Consider the following 15,771-nt stretch of genomic DNA (forward strand, 5'->3'; position numbering starts at 1 on the left):
CGGGAGCGACAGGCCCAACAGGAGCAACGGGTCCAACGGGGGCAACAGGAGTAACAGGTCCAACGGGAGCGACAGGCCCAACAGGAGCAACAGGCACAAGTATAACGGCAACATACGCATTTGCAAATAATACGTCGGGTACAGCAATATCGGTACTACTAGGTGGAACAAATGTCACGCTTCCAAACAATCAGAATATCGGTCCAGGTATTACAGTGTCTGGGGGGAACACAGTATTTACGGCTGCAAATGCAGGGAATTATTATATTTCATATTCAATTAATATAACGGCTGCATTATTAGTTAGTTCACGAATTACAATTAATGGGGCACCGCTTGCTGGGACTATTAATTCTCCTGCATTAGCAACGACATCATTTAGTGCGACAATTATTACGACTCTTGCGGCGGGGAGTGCAATTAGTTTGCAATTATTTGGTTTGTTAGCTGTTGCGACATTATCAACAACTACCCCAGGAGCGGTATTAACAATTATAAGATTAAGTTAATGACAAACTCTCTTACTCTTTTAAGAGTAAGAGAGTTTCTACATATAATAAGAAGTTAATGAAGTAAAGCATAGTTATATAAAAGTCAGAATATTATGATTGTAACGTTATGGTGACTATAATATAATGAAAATAACCCTCATGAATGAACATTCATTTATTTTTTATGTATTTGAAGGGGGAATGAAGGTGGAAAAACCATGGTTGAAAAGTTATCCAGAGGAAATTCCGAGTACGATTTCTTATGATATTCAGCCGCTTCATAGATATGTAGAACAGATGGCTTCTCGCTACCCAGAAAAGAAAGCGCTTCACTTTTTAGGGAAGGATATTACGTTTTCGGACTTCCATGATAAGGTGAAGCGGTTTGCAAATTATCTTCAAAAGCTCGGTGTGGAAAAGGGTGATCGAGTTGCTATTATGTTGCCGAATTGTCCGCAGGCTGTAATTGGTTATTACGGTACATTACTTGCAGGAGGTATCGTAGTACAAACAAATCCACTGTATACAGAAAGAGAGTTAGAATACCAGCTTCATGACTCGGGAGCAAAAGTAATTCTTTGTCTCGATTTAGTATTTCCAAGAGTAACGAATGTTCAATCTGCTACAAAAATTGAGCATATTATTGTAACTCGTATTGCTGACTTTTTACCCTTCCCTAAAAATCTATTGTATCCATTTGTGCAGAAAAAACAGTCGAATTTAGTTGTGAAAGTATCAGAGAGTGAAACGATTCACCTTTGGAACTCAGTAGAAAAAGAAGTGAATACGGATGTTGAAGTGCCTTGTGATCCTGAAAATGATCTAGCTCTTTTACAGTATACAGGAGGAACAACTGGATTTCCGAAGGGCGTTATGTTAACGCATAAAAACCTCGTTTCTAACACGTTGATGGGGGTTCATTGGTTATATAATTGTAAAGAAGGAGAAGAAGTCGTTCTTGGTGTTCTTCCATTTTTCCACGTGTACGGTATGACGGCTGTTATGAATTTGAGTGTTATGCAAGGATACAAAATGGTTCTTATTCCAAAGTTTGATATGAAAATGGTTTTTGAAGCGATTAAGAAGCATAAAGTGACATTGTTTCCAGGGGCACCAACTATTTATATTGCTCTTTTAAATAGCTCGCTTTTAAAAGGATACGATATTTCGTCTATTCGTGCTTGTATTAGTGGCTCAGCACCACTGCCAGTAGAAGTACAGGAAAAGTTTGAAACAGTTACAGGTGGTAAACTAGTAGAGGGATACGGTTTAACAGAATCATCTCCGGTTACACATAGTAATTTTTTATGGGAAAAGCGAGTGCCAGGTAGCATTGGGGTTCCATGGCCAGATACAGAAGCAATGATTATGTCGCTTGAAACTGGCGAGGCATTACCACCAGGAGAAATTGGTGAAATTGTAGTAAAAGGGCCTCAAATTATGAAGGGGTATTGGAATAAGCCAGAAGAAACAGCCGCTGTATTACAAGATGGATGGCTCCATACAGGGGATGTTGGTTACATGGATGAAGATGGCTTCTTCTATGTGAAAGATCGTAAGAAAGATATGATTGTTGCGAGTGGATTTAATGTATATCCTCGTGAAGTAGAAGAGGTATTATATGAGCATGAAAAAGTGCAAGAAGTAGTGACGATTGGAGTTCCTGATCCGTACCGGGGAGAGACAGTTAAAGCATTTGTTGTGTTAAAAGAAGGTGCGGAGTGCTCTGAGGAAGAATTAAATCAGTTTGCGCGTAAATATTTAGCTGCCTATAAAGTGCCGAAAGTATATGAGTTTAGAGATGAACTGCCGAAAACGACAGTCGGAAAAATTTTACGCCGTGTCTTAATAGATGAAGAGAAAAGAAAGAGTGAGGATGAGCAAACGGGCTAAGGCCCTTTCTTTTTGAAAAAATAGGATTGACACTTTTCTAAATAGTCAGTATTATAAGAATATGAATGACTATTCATTCAGTCATCTTCTTGAAGGGGACAGTAAAGTGAAGAAAAATAGACCGAAATACAATCAAATTATTGATGCGGCAGTCATTGTGATTGCGGAGAATGGGTACCACCAAGCGCAAGTTTCTAAAATAGCAAAGCAAGCTGGGGTAGCTGATGGCACGATTTACTTATATTTTAAAAATAAAGAAGATATATTAATATCCTTATTCCAAGAGAAGATGGGAGAATTTGTCGAAACAATTCGTCAAAAAACAGCAGGAATTGAAAGCGCTGTATCGAAATTGTTCATGTTGGTAGAAACGCACTTCTTGCTGTTGTCACAAAATGATCCTCTTGCTATCGTTACGCAATTAGAGCTAAGACAGTCCAATCAAGACTTACGCCTGAAAATAAACGAAGTATTAAAAGGCTACTTACAAGTTATGGATGAGATTTTAGAGACTGGTATAAAGCAAGGTGAATTCCAAGCGGATTTAAATGTCCGCGTGGCAAGACAAATGATCTTTGGAACAGTAGATGAAGTTGTGACCAATTGGGTAATGAGCGATCATAAGTATGATCTGGTCGCACTTTCAAAAACGGTACATGGGCTACTTATTGCAGCTTGTGGCTATCGTCAATAATGGGAGGGATCATGTTGAAATTCCTATCTGTAAGAGTTGAAGATCATATCGCGGTGGCGACGTTAAATCATGCGCCGGCTAACGCGATGTCTTCACAAGTTATGCATGACGTTACTGAATTAATTGATCAAGTGGAGAAAGATGATAACATTCGTGTTGTTGTAATTCATGGTGAAGGGCGCTTCTTCTCAGCAGGAGCAGATATTAAAGAATTTACATCTGTTACTGAAGCGAAGCAAGCGACAGAATTAGCGCAGCTTGGACAAGTTACGTTTGAGCGTGTTGAAAAATGTTCAAAACCAGTTATCGCGGCAATTCATGGAGCGGCACTTGGCGGCGGCCTTGAGTTTGCTATGTCTTGCCACATGCGCTTTGCAACTGAAAGTGCAAAACTTGGTTTACCTGAATTAACACTAGGATTAATTCCTGGATTTGCAGGTACACAGCGATTACCACGTTATGTTGGGAAAGCGAAAGCTTGTGAAATGATGTTAACAAGTACACCGATTACTGGTGCAGAAGCATTAAAATGGGGACTTGTTAATGGAGTCTTTGCTGAAGAAACATTTTTAGATGATACGCTTAAAGTTGCAAAACAGATTGCTGGAAAAAGTCCAGCGACGACTCGTGCTGTACTAGAGTTATTGCAAACGACGAAATCATCTCATTATTATGAAGGTGTACAACGCGAATCTCAAATCTTTGGTGAAGTATTTACGAGTGAAGATGGAAGAGAAGGTGTAGCAGCGTTTTTAGAAAAACGTAAGCCTTCATTTAGTGGCAGGTAGTTCAATTATTTTTTTAATATAAATTAACAGAAAATTAAAATTGATAGAATCTTTCTGAAAAACAAGGGGGTAAATGGAATGAACATCTACGTACTCATGAAACGAACATTTGATACAGAAGAAAAAATCGTAATTAAAAACGGTGCAATTTACGATGGCGAAGCGGAATTCATCATCAACCCTTACGATGAATATGCGATTGAAGAAGCGATTCAAGTAAGAGACGCACAAGGTGGAGAAGTTACTGTTGTAACGGTCGGTGGCGAAGATAGTGAGAAAGAACTTCGTACGGCATTAGCGATGGGCTGCGATAAAGCAGTATTAATTAATATTGAAGATGATGTAGAAAATGGTGACCAGTTCACGACAGCAAAAGTGCTTGCTGAATATTTAAAAGATAAAGATGTAGATTTAATTTTAGGTGGAAACGTTGCAATTGATGGTGCATCTGGACAAGTAGGTCCACGTGTAGCTGAAGCATTAAATATTCCGTACGTAACGACAATTACAAAACTTGAAATTGACGGTACAAACGTGAAGATTGAGCGTGATGTTGAAGGTGATACAGAAGTAATTGAAACTTCATTACCAGTTTTAGTAACAGCACAGCAAGGTTTGAATGAACCGCGCTATCCATCGCTTCCAGGTATTATGAAGGCGAAGAAAAAGCCACTAGAAGAATTAGAATTAGATGATTTAGATTTAGAAGAAGATGATGTGGAAGCAAAAACAAAAACAATTGAAATCTATTTGCCTCCTAAGAAAGATGCAGGAAAAGTGTTACAAGGCGAGCTGCAAGATCAAGTAAAAGAACTTGTATCGTTGCTCCATACAGAAGCGAAAGTAATCTAATAAAATACGAAATTATATATGCAGGAGGGAAAATCTATGGCTCGTAAAGTATTAGTAATGGGTGAAGTTCGTGATGGATCGCTACGTAACGTTTCGTTTGAAGCGGTAGCAGCAGCAAAAACAATTGCAGAAGGCGGTGAAGTAGTAGGTCTTCTAGTTGGAGACAGCGTTGCCTCTTTTGCAAATGAGTTGATTCATTACGGTGCAGATCGCGTTGTGACAGTTGAAAATGATAAATTAAAATCATATACATCTGATGGGTATGCACAAGCATTTTTAGCTGTATATGCTGAAGAAAATCCAGAAGGTATCGTATTTGGACATACAGCACTTGGGAAAGATTTATCACCAAAATTAGCAGCGAAGCTTGAAGCTGGTCTAGTTTCTGACGTAACTGCTTTAGAAGTTGAAGGTGGAAATGTTATCTTCACTCGTCCAATTTACTCTGGTAAAGCGTTTGAGAAGAAGATTGTAACAGACGGCATCTTATTTGCGACAGTGCGTCCAAATAACATTGCAACGCTTGAAAAAGATGAGTCTCGCAGTGGTGATGTGTCTTCTATTACAGTAGATGTGAAAGACCTACGTACAATCATTCAAGATGTCGTCCGTAAGACAGCAGAAGGTGTTGACCTTTCTGAAGCGAAAGTTATTATCGCTGGCGGACGTGGTGTGAAGAGTGAAGAAGGATTCAAGCCATTAAAAGAGTTAGCTGACGTATTAGGCGGCGCTGTTGGAGCATCTCGTGGTGCTTGTGACGCAGAGTATTGTGATTACTCATTACAAATTGGTCAAACAGGTAAAGTTGTTACGCCAGACTTATACATTGCATGTGGTATTTCTGGTGCGATTCAGCATTTAGCTGGTATGTCTAACTCAAAAATAATCGTTGCGATTAATAAAGACCCAGAAGCAAGTATCTTCAAAGTAGCTGACTATGGTATTGTTGGCGACTTATTTGAAGTCGTACCTCTTTTGACAGAAGAGTTTAAAAAGTTAAAAGTACATTCATGATTTGAGTACCCTTGAGTTCCAAGTGAAGTACCCCTATATATAGAAAAAGGTGAGAGATCCCCTGTCTCTCATCTTTTTAGTATTTTATCCTTATTTTTATATAGTATAAAGGAACACTTTTTTGTTACAATACATAACGATACATATTATTCGCCACGTATATAAGTTAATGATATACTCTTGGTAGAATATACTTGAAGGAGGAAATAAAATGGCAATTGTAAACGCAAATGACCAAAGCTTCGCAGCTGAAACTAGCGAAGGTGTTGTATTATTAGATTTCTGGGCACCTTGGTGTGGACCTTGTAAAATGATCGCTCCTGTATTAGAGGAAATTGATGCAGAACTAGGCGAAAAAGTAAAAGTAGTAAAAGTAGACGTGGATGAAAACCAAGAAACTGCTCGTCAATTCGAAGTAATGAGCATTCCAGCTCTTTTCGTATTAAAAGACGGTAAAGTAGTTGATCAAGCGTTAGGTTACAAACCGAAAGAAGCGTTAGTAGAATTAGTTTCTAAACACTTCTAAAATAAAGGGCTACCATTTGGTAGCTTTTTTTATTTTCCTTTTTTACACCTTTCCGTTACAATAAAGGAACGTATGTTGGGTGTTTTGGCATAGTATGTTTTCATGTGAAAATAAAAATGCTAAGCATGTAGAAATGGAGGGTAACGAGTGCACGAACATTTAAAAGAGAAACTGGCTATTTTACCAGATCAACCTGGTTGTTATTTAATGAAAGATAAGCAAGGAACGGTTATATATGTCGGAAAGGCAAAAGTGCTTAAAAATCGTGTGCGCTCGTACTTTACTGGTTCGCATGATGGGAAAACACTTCGGCTAGTAGGTGAAATTGTAGATTTCGAATATATTGTAACCTCCTCAAATCTAGAGGCTCTCATTTTAGAGTTAAATTTAATAAAAAAACATGATCCAAAATATAATATTCAATTAAAAGATGATAAAACATATCCTTTTATTAAAATTACAGCTGAAAAACAGCCGCGATTACTCATTACGCGAAATGTAAAAAAGGATAGGGGAAAGTATTTTGGCCCTTATCCGAATGCACAATCAGCTCATGAAACGAAAAAACTGCTAGATCGTATGTATCCGCTTCGTAAGTGCTCAAATATGCCCGATAAAGTTTGTTTATATTATCATATGGGTCAATGTTTAGCACCTTGTGTGAAAGAAGTGACGGAAGAACAAAACAAAGAAATTGTAGATGAAATTATTAAGTTTTTAAATGGCGGACATAAAGAAGTTCGTTCAGAATTAGAAACAAAGATGTATGAAGCTTCAGAGAAACTAGAATTTGAGCGTGCAAAAGAGTTGCGTGATCAAATTGCGCATATCGATGCGATTATGGAAAAACAAAAGATGATCATGAGTGATTTAGTGGATCGTGATGTGTTCGGATATGCAGTTGATAAAGGTTGGATGTGTGTTCAAGTTTTCTTCGTTAGAAAAGGAAAGCTAATTGAACGTGATGTTTCTATGTTTCCAATCTACGATGAACCAGAAGAGGGATTTTTAACGTTTATCGGTCAATTTTATGAAAACAGCAGTCATTTTAAGCCGAAGGAAATTGTCGTTCCAGGAAGTATAGACTCAGAGTTAGTAGAGCGCTTTTTAGAAGTGGAAGCGACGCAGCCGAAACGTGGTAAGAAAAAAGATCTTGTAGAATTGGCAAATAAAAATGCGAAGATTGCTCTTGAAGAAAAATTCTATTTAATTGAACGTGATGAAGAGCGAACGATTAAAGCTGTAGAGAATTTAGGAAAGCAGCTCGGAATTGAAACACCTTATCGTATTGAAGCGTTTGATAACTCAAATATTCAAGGAACAAATCCTGTTTCGGCAATGATTGCTTTTATTGATGGGAAACCAGCTAAGAAAGAATACAGGAAATATAAAATTAAAACGGTTCAAGGACCAGATGATTATGAGTCTATGAGAGAAGTTGTGAGACGCCGATATACAAGGGCACTGAAAGAGAGTTTGCCTTTACCAGATTTAATCATTATTGATGGTGGAAAAGGTCATCTGGCAGCTGTAAGTGATGTTCTAGAAAATGAACTCGGTTTATATATTCCGATGGCAGGTCTTGTAAAAGATGACAAACATAAAACCTCCCATTTAATTATTGGGGATCCACCTGAACCTGTGATGCTTGAAAGAAATAGCCAAGAATTTTATTTATTGCAGCGTATTCAAGATGAAGTGCATCGATTTGCGATTACATTCCATCGTCAATTACACGGGAAATCTGTTATTCAATCAGCACTGGATGATATTCCAGGAATCGGTGATAAACGGAAAAAGGTATTGTTAAAACATTTTGGTTCATTAAAGAAGATGAAGGAAGCTTCTGTAGCTGAATTTGTCGAAGCAGGTATGCCGAAAAATGTCGCAGAGACGATTTATGCTTATTTAGCGGATAAGAAGACGTTGTAGTTTACAACGTCTTCTATTTTCTGGTATAATTTCTGAAGATTTAAAATAAATGTAACTGAATGAAAATACAAAAAAGTCAACTAAACTTATATGTCTAGTTGACTGCAGGTAATGCTACACTTCAATGAAATCTTTTATATCCCATTTCACAAGAAATGTAATAGAGTCTGAACGTTTTTTCTTTTCTTCGTAGGACTCTGCAACGACGTTTCGTTGCTTTTGAATTTGTTCAGCGATGAATCCAGCTTCTAATTGATAAGAAGAATGTCTGTTTTGTTTTTGACGTTCAGCAATGAGTGTGCCTTTAAGTTGGAACTGCATTTCACGACGCTTATGTTCAATAATGCTTAAAGTGCCCCAGCCAGCTTTTTCAAAGAACTGAATGACTTCTTCAATTGTTTCTAGTGGATATTTTCTTGCAAGGTTTCTACCGGACCAGTATAAAATACCATCTAAATCGTTCCCGATTAAATCAGGTAGTAATTCTTCACGTAGCAATTCATAAGCGAAGGCGTTCAATGAAACATCTTCTAAAGATGTTGTATCGATTGTATTTTTACTCACAATATTCCCCTCTTTCTATAGGAATTATTATATAACATTTCTCATTTATAAAAACAGATTTTTCTTTAGGAAAATCTGAATATATAAGAAGAAAAAAAGAATTGGCAAATTATATGCAAATTATGTATACGTTTTCTTGACGCTTCGACAAAAATAGGAGTAAAATGAACTTGGTATCAAATTATGCTGAAATATTTCGAATAATTTTTTCAGTTTTTCTTATGCCAATAGTGAAAAAACATTATTGTTGTAAACTAATCTGAAAACAGCAGTCAAACATTCAAGGGGGGTAATGGGGACATGAAAGGCCGCGAGTATACGTTTCGTAAGTGGCACTCATTAATGGGGGTCATCCCGGTTGGTGTCTTTTTGACGCAACATTTAATTGTAAACAACTTTGCAACACGAGGAGCAGAGGCTTTTAACAAGGCTGCAGGCTTTATGGAGCTCCTTCCATTCCGGTACGCGCTAGAGATTTTCATCATCTTTTTACCAATACTGTACCATGCTATATATGGCTTATATATTGCATTTACAGCTAAGAACAATGCGGTTTCTTACGGTTATTTCCGTAACTGGATGTTCGTCTTCCAAAGAATTTCAGGTATCGTTACGCTGATTTTCATTTCTTGGCACGTCTGGGAAACTCGTATTCAAGCAATGTTAGGTAAAGAGGTAAACTATGATATGATGGCAGATATTTTAAACAATCCAGCTATGTTTGCATTCTACTTAGTTGGTGTTGTTTCAACAATTTTCCACTTTGCAAATGGACTATGGACATTCTGCATTAGCTGGGGAATTACAGTATCTCCACGTTCACAAAGAATCTCTACTTATGTAACATTAGCTATTTTCTTAGGTCTATCTTATGTAGGTGTGAGTGCATTATTAGCGTTCATCGATCCACAGCTAGCAAACCAGTAAGGAGTGGGAGAGCATGAAAGGGAAACTTATAGTAGTCGGCGGTGGCTTGGCTGGCTTAATGGCAACGATTAAAGCGGCGGAAGCAGGAGTAAATGTTGAACTGTTTTCTTTAGTACCAGTAAAACGTTCGCATTCTGTATGTGCCCAAGGTGGAATTAACGGTGCCGTAAATACGAAAGGTGAAGGGGATTCTCCATGGATCCACTTTGACGATACAATTTATGGTGGGGATTTCTTAGCGAACCAACCACCAGTTAAAGCAATGTGTGAAGCAGCACCTGGTATCATTCATTTAATGGACCGTATGGGTGTTATGTTCAACCGTACGGAAGAAGGACTTCTTGATTTCCGTCGTTTTGGTGGAACACAACATCACCGTACAGCATTTGCTGGTGCAACAACTGGACAGCAATTACTATATGCATTAGATGAGCAAGTACGTCGTCATGAAGTAGCAGGACTTGTAACGAAATATGAAGGTTGGGATTTCTTACGAGCTGTTGTTGATGACGAAGGTGTGTGCCGAGGAATCGTTGCACAAGACTTACAAACTATGGAGATTAAAAGTTTCCAAGCTGATGCCGTGATTATGGCAACAGGGGGCCCTGGTATCATCTTTGGAAAATCAACTAACTCTATTATTAATACAGGTACAGCAGCTTCTGCTGTATATCAACAAGGCGCATATTATGCAAACGGTGAGTTCATTCAAATTCATCCAACGGCAATTCCTGGAGACGATAAATTACGTCTTATGAGTGAATCAGCACGTGGTGAAGGTGGACGTGTTTGGACATATAAAGATGGTAAACCATGGTACTTCTTAGAAGAAAAATATCCAGCTTACGGAAACCTTGTACCTCGTGATATTGCAACGCGTGAAATCTTCGATGTTTGCGTAGAGCAAAAACTAGGTATTAACGGTGAAAACATGGTGTACTTAGATCTTTCTCATAAAGATCCGAAAGAACTAGATATTAAACTTGGTGGAATTATTGAAATCTATGAGAAGTTTACAGGTGATGATCCTCGTAAACTACCAATGAAAATCTTCCCAGCTGTTCACTATTCAATGGGCGGACTATGGGTTGATTATAAGCAGATGACAAGCATTCCAGGTTTATTTGCAGCAGGTGAGTGTGATTATTCTATGCACGGTGGTAACCGCCTTGGTGCAAATTCACTATTATCAGCAATTTATGGTGGTATGGTAGCAGGACCAAATGCAATTGAATATATGAAAGGTCTTACTAAATCATCAGATGCTGTTTCATCTACTGTGTATGAACAAAATGAATTGATCGAAACAGAGAAATTTAACAATATTTTAACGCTCGATGGTAACGAAAATGCGTATGTTCTTCATAAAGAGCTTGGAGAATGGATGACAGATAACGTTACAGTAGTTCGTGAAAATAAAAAGTTATTAGAAACAGATGCAAAAATTGAAGAGTTAATGGCTCGTTACAAACGTATTAACATTAACGATACAGCAAGATGGAGTAACCAAGGTGCTTCATTTACACGCCAACTTGCAAATATGTTTGAGTTAGCACGTGTTATTACAATTGGAGCGTATAACCGTAATGAAAGCCGCGGGGCGCATTACAAACCTGAATTCCCAAATCGTGATGATGCAAACTTCTTAAAAACTACGATGGCAAAATTTGAAGGAGAAGGAAATGCACCAGCATTCCATTACGAAGACGTGGATGTTTCATTAATTAAACCACGTAAACGTGACTATTCTTCAAAACATGATGTAGCTGCTAAGGGTGAAGAGAAGGGGGATAAACAACATGTCTGAGAAAACAATCCGCCTCATCATTACGAGACAAGATGGACCAGATGCACAAGCATTTGACCAAGAGTTTGAAATTCCGTATCGTCCGAATATGAATATTATTTCGGCACTGATGGAAATTCGTCGTAATCCTGTTGATTCAAAAGGAAACCAAACGACTCCAATTGCATGGGATATGAACTGTCTAGAGGAAGTATGTGGCGCATGTTCGATGGTAATTAACGGAAAACCACGTCAATCATGTACAGCTCTTATTGATCAGTTAGAACAACCAATTCGCTTAAAGCCGATGAAGACATTCCCAGTGGTACGTGACTTACAAGTTGACCGTAGTCGCATGTTTAACGCTCTAAAACGCGTTAAAGCTTGGATTCCAATTGATGGTACGTATGACTTAGGACCAGGACCAAGAATGCCTGAGAAGAAACGTCAATGGGCTTATGAGCTTTCAAAATGTATGACATGTGGAGTTTGCTTAGAATCATGTCCAAACGTAAATAGTAAATCTGATTTTATTGGACCAGCACCGTTATCACAAGCGCGTTTATTCAACTCACATCCAACGGGTGAAATGCATAAAGCAGATCGCTTACGTGCAATTATGGGAGATGGAGGACTTGCCAACTGTGGTAACTCTCAAAACTGTGTGCAATCATGTCCAAAGGGCATTCCATTAACAACTTCAATTGCGGCATTAAATCGTGATACAACAATTCAATCGTTCAAAGATTTCTTTGGTAGCGACAATAACTATTAATAAATATTGCCTCTTCATGTTGAAGAGGCAATATTTATAACTTTATTTTTCTGTTTATTCTGCTTATTTTGAAGGCGAAAAGGAGAGAGAACAATGAAGAGGATTTCTTATATTGAAGACTTTGAGCAATGGGAAAGTGGTTTTTCATTTTACAATCCTGTAAAAGTTCGTTTTGGTGAAGTAGATATGTTTGGGCATGTAAATAATGTCGTTGCCTTTACCTATTTTGAAGAAGCACGTATCGCATTGTTTAAAGAACTTGGATTTATGCAAGAATGGACGCATGAATCTTCAGAAACGATGATCGTTGTTGCAGATTTACAATGCAATTTTATTAAGCAAATATATTTTGATGAACAGTTGAAGGTGTATGTAAAAGCGGGAGCGGTTGGGAATTCTTCTTTAGATTTGCATTATATGGTGAAAAATGCAGAAGGAGAAGTTTGTTTAGTTGGTCGTGGAATGATGGTTCAAGCATCGAAAAAAACAGGGAAAGGTGAACCGTGGCCTGAAGAGTGGAAGAAAAAATTACTACAATGAAAGACAAAAAATAAGAGAGCAATTTGCTCTCTTATTTTTTGTCTTTCATTGCTTCTTCTAATGTTAAATGATGTTTATATATGTATGTAGCGTATGGATTCCCGACGTAGCGCAAATGCCAAGGTTCATATGCATATTCTGTTGTTTTTGTTTTATCTTCTAAATAACGAATGACAAAGCCAAATTCATGAGCATGTTCTGCAACCCATTTTCCTTCGGCTGTTTCTCCGAAAATAGGCTCTAATTGGAATTTAGCAGATTTTGAACTAATATCCATTGCTAAACCAGTTTGATGTTCACTCGTACCAGGAATGGCACTTACTGAATCAGCTTCAGCTTTTCCTTGACGTCTAACGTATGTATCATGTAATGATTTTTGGCGTTTGTATGAACGATAACCAGATACAGCTGTAAGTTCAAGTCCTTCTTTTTTTGCCGCTTCAAACATATTTTCAAGTGCATCTGCAGCATCTTTGCGCAGTAATGTTTTTTCTTTATCTTTTGGACTAGTAAATGGTACGTTCGGTCTTGTTAAGTCTTCAGGTGTGTATCCATCTGGTAGTTTTCGATGTTTATTAACTAAGACAAGATTAGAATCTGGATTTGTTACAACGGAAAAATCATTGTCTAGTTTCTTTGCATTATGATCAGCTTTTGGAAAAGCAGGAATCTCTTCTTTTTGGTGGTTACTATGCTGTTGACTTTCGACAGCTTTCGCTTCATTTTGCAGTGGTGATTTAGAACCAAAGTAAGCGAAAGAAGCGATACCGATTACAATAGTAGTGGCAGAAATAATGATTATTTTTTTCATGATGCCTTGTAATCACAGTCCTTTCTTAATAAAATATGTATCGTTTTTTATTATAAGTCTAGTTTACTGAAAAATAAATATAAGAGTCGTAACGTAATAGAAATGCAAAGAAAATGTCAGAAAATGTGTGAAATTGTAGTATTTTTTCATATAATTCATTTCTTATCTTTCATGAAATTCATTTTTTATGTAATATATATACATAAGAAGATGTAGCGATTATCGAGAATGAAGAACTTCTTGTATAGACTAGGAGTGAATGGGAATGGATTTTGCAACACTTATTGGACTCATTTTAGGAGTAGTGGCGGTAGTAGTAGGGATGGTCGTCAAGGGCGCTGACGTAATGGCCTTAGTTAATCCTGCCGCAGCATTAATTATTTTTGTTGGTACATTTGCTGCAGTATGTATAGCATTTCCAATGAATCAACTCAAAAGGATTCCAAAATTATTTAAAGTTCTTTTTGGTTCTAATAAAAAAGATTTAAGTTATGAACAGTTGCTAGAATTGTTTGTTCATTGGACATCTGAAAGTAGAAAATACGGTATTTTGTCTTTAGAGCAACAATTAGACAAAATTCAAGATGAATTTCTTTTGCGTGGTATGAAATTTGTGATTGATGGTGTATCTGCAGAAGATTTAGAACAGATTTTAGAAGCTGAATTAGAAGCAATTGAAGAAAGGCATGCAAAAGGAGCTGCAATTTTTTCTCAAGCTGGTACATATGCACCGACTTTAGGGGTTTTAGGTGCTGTTATTGGTCTTGTAGCTGCACTTGGTAATTTAACTGATATTGAAAAGTTAGGTCACGCTATTTCGGGTGCATTTATTGCAACGATTTTTGGTATTTTCTCAGGTTATATACTATGGCATCCATTTGCAAATAAATTAAAGCAAAAATCGGCAGCTGAATTAGAGAAAAAACGTTTAGTTATTGATTGTTTATTAATGTTACAAGAGGGTACATACCCGTTTATTATGAAGAACCGTATTTTAGGTGCACTTTCTGCAACAGAGCGTAAAAAGCTTGAAAAAGGGGCAGAAAAAAATGCGGAGTAAAAAAAATAGAAGAAGTAAAAAGAAAAAGCATGAGGAACATATCGATGAAACTTGGTTAATTCCATATTCTGATATGTTAACGTTGTTATTTGCACTGTTTATCGTTTTATTCGCAATGAGTAGTATAGATGCAGCGAAGTTCAAACAGATGGCAGTAGCGTTTCGAAGCGAACTAGCAGGTGGAACAGGAAATAAAGAGTTTTTAAGCGATCAGAAGCCAAATGATGAAAAGGAATTATCAGCAAGTAGCCTTGAGGCAGAACAAGCAAAAAAACAAGAAGAAGCTAGAGAAAAAGAAAAAAAAGAAATGGATGAATTGAAAGCATTACAAAAAAAGATTGATCAATATATTAATGAAAAGCAATTATCCTCTTCTTTTCAAACTAAATTAACTGAAAAGGGATTAATGGTGACAATATTAGAAAATGTACTATTTGATTCCGGAAAAGCGGACGTGAAATTAGAATCGCTAAGTATTGCAAAAGAGATGTCTAATTTACTTGTTTCAGCATCACCTCGTGAAATTACAGTATCTGGTCATACGGATAATGTTCCTATTGCAAATGCACAATTTGCATCGAATTGGGAATTAAGTACGCAGCGGGCAGTTAATTTTATGCAAGTATTACTGCAAAATAAAGAATTACAGCCAGGGAAATTTAGTGCAGTTGGTTACGGAGAATACCGTTCAATTGCTCCAAATGATACGCAGGAAGGAAAGGCGAAAAATAGACGTGTTGAAGTGTTTATTTTACCTTTAACGAGAAATATGCAATAAAGAGGATGGCACATGCCATCCTCTTTATTTTGCATCAAATGAATTTAAGTTGTCATGGCGGATTTTATCTTTTTCTGCATCTGATTTTTTGAAATCATAATCATATAAAGCGCCTTCCCAATCGCCATACATCGGATTCGGGAAAATAATAAATTTCTCACCAAATTGTGCTTTTGAATCTGCTACTGCTTGATTGCGATCCTTTACAGATTTTCCATCAAAACCAGTGAAATCAGATAAGTTATCACCGAAGAATAAGACGATATCGTGTGTTTGAGAAACGAGTTCACGTCGTTTTTCTTTTCCTTTTTCTTTCGGATCTTGTAGTAATATATGTTCT

The 15,771-nt window shown here is 37.2% G+C and carries 17 protein-coding genes; 14 read left to right on the plus strand and 3 right to left on the minus strand.

The genetic code is table 11. The features are described 5' to 3' along the window. The 8 genes from KI369_RS22060 to uvrC form a co-directional block, all read left to right on the plus strand. Positions 1-509, plus strand: a 509-nt coding sequence (locus KI369_RS22060; RefSeq protein ID WP_212957402.1) for a BclA C-terminal domain-containing protein, incomplete at its 5' end; no start/stop codon positions are given. A 189-nt stretch (positions 510-698) separates the two neighbouring features. Further along, positions 699-2,384 (plus strand): long-chain-fatty-acid--CoA ligase, encoded by a 1,686-nt coding sequence (locus KI369_RS22065; RefSeq protein ID WP_212957403.1) that lies wholly within the window; start codon positions 699-701, stop codon positions 2,382-2,384. 106 nt (positions 2,385-2,490) lie between these two features. After that, complete coding sequence (gene fadR, locus KI369_RS22070) at positions 2,491-3,078, plus strand: fatty acid metabolism transcriptional regulator FadR (RefSeq protein ID WP_000742223.1); 588 nt, start codon at positions 2,491-2,493, stop codon at positions 3,076-3,078. 11 nt (positions 3,079-3,089) lie between these two features. Further along, complete coding sequence (locus KI369_RS22075) at positions 3,090-3,866, plus strand: enoyl-CoA hydratase (protein WP_000911296.1); 777 nt, start codon at positions 3,090-3,092, stop codon at positions 3,864-3,866. 78 nt (positions 3,867-3,944) lie between these two features. Further along, positions 3,945-4,718 (plus strand): electron transfer flavoprotein subunit beta, encoded by a 774-nt coding sequence (gene etfB / locus KI369_RS22080; protein WP_048531528.1) that lies wholly within the window; start codon positions 3,945-3,947, stop codon positions 4,716-4,718. A 36-nt stretch (positions 4,719-4,754) separates the two neighbouring features. Continuing rightward, positions 4,755-5,732 (plus strand): electron transfer flavoprotein subunit alpha, encoded by a 978-nt coding sequence (etfA, locus tag KI369_RS22085; protein ID WP_000101965.1) that lies wholly within the window; start codon positions 4,755-4,757, stop codon positions 5,730-5,732. A gap of 211 nt (positions 5,733-5,943) precedes the next feature. Beyond that, positions 5,944-6,258 carry a thioredoxin gene (trxA, locus tag KI369_RS22090; protein ID WP_001018943.1) on the plus strand — a complete coding sequence of 105 codons (315 nt, stop codon included), beginning with the start codon at positions 5,944-5,946 and terminating at the stop codon, positions 6,256-6,258. 147 nt (positions 6,259-6,405) lie between these two features. Beyond that, a complete protein-coding gene (uvrC, locus tag KI369_RS22095; protein ID WP_212957404.1) occupies positions 6,406-8,190 on the plus strand; it encodes an excinuclease ABC subunit UvrC in 1,785 nt (594 codons plus the stop codon). A gap of 114 nt (positions 8,191-8,304) precedes the next feature. On the opposite strand, the gene KI369_RS22100 is transcribed toward uvrC, so the two are convergent. Continuing rightward, positions 8,305-8,754 carry a YslB family protein gene (locus KI369_RS22100; RefSeq protein ID WP_212957405.1) on the minus strand — a complete coding sequence of 150 codons (450 nt, stop codon included), beginning with the start codon at positions 8,752-8,754 and terminating at the stop codon, positions 8,305-8,307. A gap of 300 nt (positions 8,755-9,054) precedes the next feature. On the opposite strand from KI369_RS22100, the gene sdhC reads away from it, so the two are divergent. From sdhC to KI369_RS22120, 4 genes are all read left to right on the plus strand, one after another. Next, positions 9,055-9,681 carry a succinate dehydrogenase cytochrome B558 gene (gene sdhC / locus KI369_RS22105; protein WP_000678354.1) on the plus strand — a complete coding sequence of 209 codons (627 nt, stop codon included), beginning with the start codon at positions 9,055-9,057 and terminating at the stop codon, positions 9,679-9,681. Positions 9,682-9,694: 13 nt separating this feature from the next. After that, positions 9,695-11,488, plus strand: a complete 1,794-nt coding sequence (gene sdhA, locus KI369_RS22110) for a succinate dehydrogenase flavoprotein subunit (RefSeq protein WP_048531519.1) — start codon at positions 9,695-9,697, stop codon at positions 11,486-11,488. Then, positions 11,481-12,242 (plus strand): succinate dehydrogenase iron-sulfur subunit, encoded by a 762-nt coding sequence (gene sdhB, locus KI369_RS22115; protein WP_001291827.1) that lies wholly within the window; start codon positions 11,481-11,483, stop codon positions 12,240-12,242. The genes sdhA and sdhB overlap by 8 nt, the downstream gene beginning before the upstream one ends. 93 nt (positions 12,243-12,335) lie before the next feature. After that, a complete protein-coding gene (locus KI369_RS22120; protein ID WP_063261309.1) occupies positions 12,336-12,782 on the plus strand; it encodes an acyl-CoA thioesterase in 447 nt (148 codons plus the stop codon). A 31-nt stretch (positions 12,783-12,813) separates the two neighbouring features. Here KI369_RS22120 and KI369_RS22125 read toward each other — a convergent pair whose 3' ends face one another. Continuing rightward, a complete protein-coding gene (locus KI369_RS22125; protein WP_212957406.1) occupies positions 12,814-13,593 on the minus strand; it encodes a M15 family metallopeptidase in 780 nt (259 codons plus the stop codon). A gap of 265 nt (positions 13,594-13,858) precedes the next feature. Between KI369_RS22125 and motA the strand changes: the two genes are divergently transcribed. Both motA and motB read left to right on the plus strand, forming a co-directional pair. Continuing rightward, a complete protein-coding gene (motA, locus tag KI369_RS22130) occupies positions 13,859-14,653 on the plus strand; it encodes a flagellar motor stator protein MotA (RefSeq protein WP_212957407.1) in 795 nt (264 codons plus the stop codon). After that, positions 14,643-15,431, plus strand: coding sequence for a flagellar motor protein MotB (gene motB / locus KI369_RS22135; protein ID WP_029440058.1), 789 nt, complete (start codon positions 14,643-14,645; stop codon positions 15,429-15,431). The genes motA and motB overlap by 11 nt, the downstream gene beginning before the upstream one ends. Positions 15,432-15,455: 24 nt before the next feature. Here motB and KI369_RS22140 read toward each other — a convergent pair. After that, the coding region (locus KI369_RS22140; RefSeq protein ID WP_274382467.1) for an HAD family acid phosphatase at positions 15,456-15,771 on the minus strand (316 nt) is incomplete at its 5' end.

Origin of the sequence: Bacillus sanguinis, from assembly GCF_018332475.1 — a bacterium.
In the GTDB taxonomy this organism is placed as follows: domain Bacteria; phylum Bacillota; class Bacilli; order Bacillales; family Bacillaceae_G; genus Bacillus_A; species Bacillus_A sanguinis.

Bases quoted from the DNA above. Each gene is read 5' to 3' on its own strand.
- KI369_RS22125 (WP_212957406.1), bottom strand. From the start codon at position 13,593: ATGAAAAAAATAATCATTATTTCTGCCACTACTATTGTAATCGGTATC.
- KI369_RS22120 (WP_063261309.1), top strand. From the start codon at position 12,336: ATGAAGAGGATTTCTTATATTGAAGACTTTGAGCAATGGGAAAGTGGT.
- sdhC (WP_000678354.1), top strand. From the start codon at position 9,055: ATGAAAGGCCGCGAGTATACGTTTCGTAAGTGGCACTCATTAATGGGG.
- KI369_RS22075 (WP_000911296.1), top strand. From the start codon at position 3,090: ATGTTGAAATTCCTATCTGTAAGAGTTGAAGATCATATCGCGGTGGCG.
- sdhA (WP_048531519.1), top strand. From the start codon at position 9,695: ATGAAAGGGAAACTTATAGTAGTCGGCGGTGGCTTGGCTGGCTTAATG.
- motB (WP_029440058.1), top strand. From the start codon at position 14,643: ATGCGGAGTAAAAAAAATAGAAGAAGTAAAAAGAAAAAGCATGAGGAA.
- sdhB (WP_001291827.1), top strand. From the start codon at position 11,481: ATGTCTGAGAAAACAATCCGCCTCATCATTACGAGACAAGATGGACCA.
- motA (WP_212957407.1), top strand. From the start codon at position 13,859: ATGGATTTTGCAACACTTATTGGACTCATTTTAGGAGTAGTGGCGGTA.
- etfB (WP_048531528.1), top strand. From the start codon at position 3,945: ATGAACATCTACGTACTCATGAAACGAACATTTGATACAGAAGAAAAA.
- etfA (WP_000101965.1), top strand. From the start codon at position 4,755: ATGGCTCGTAAAGTATTAGTAATGGGTGAAGTTCGTGATGGATCGCTA.
- trxA (WP_001018943.1), top strand. From the start codon at position 5,944: ATGGCAATTGTAAACGCAAATGACCAAAGCTTCGCAGCTGAAACTAGC.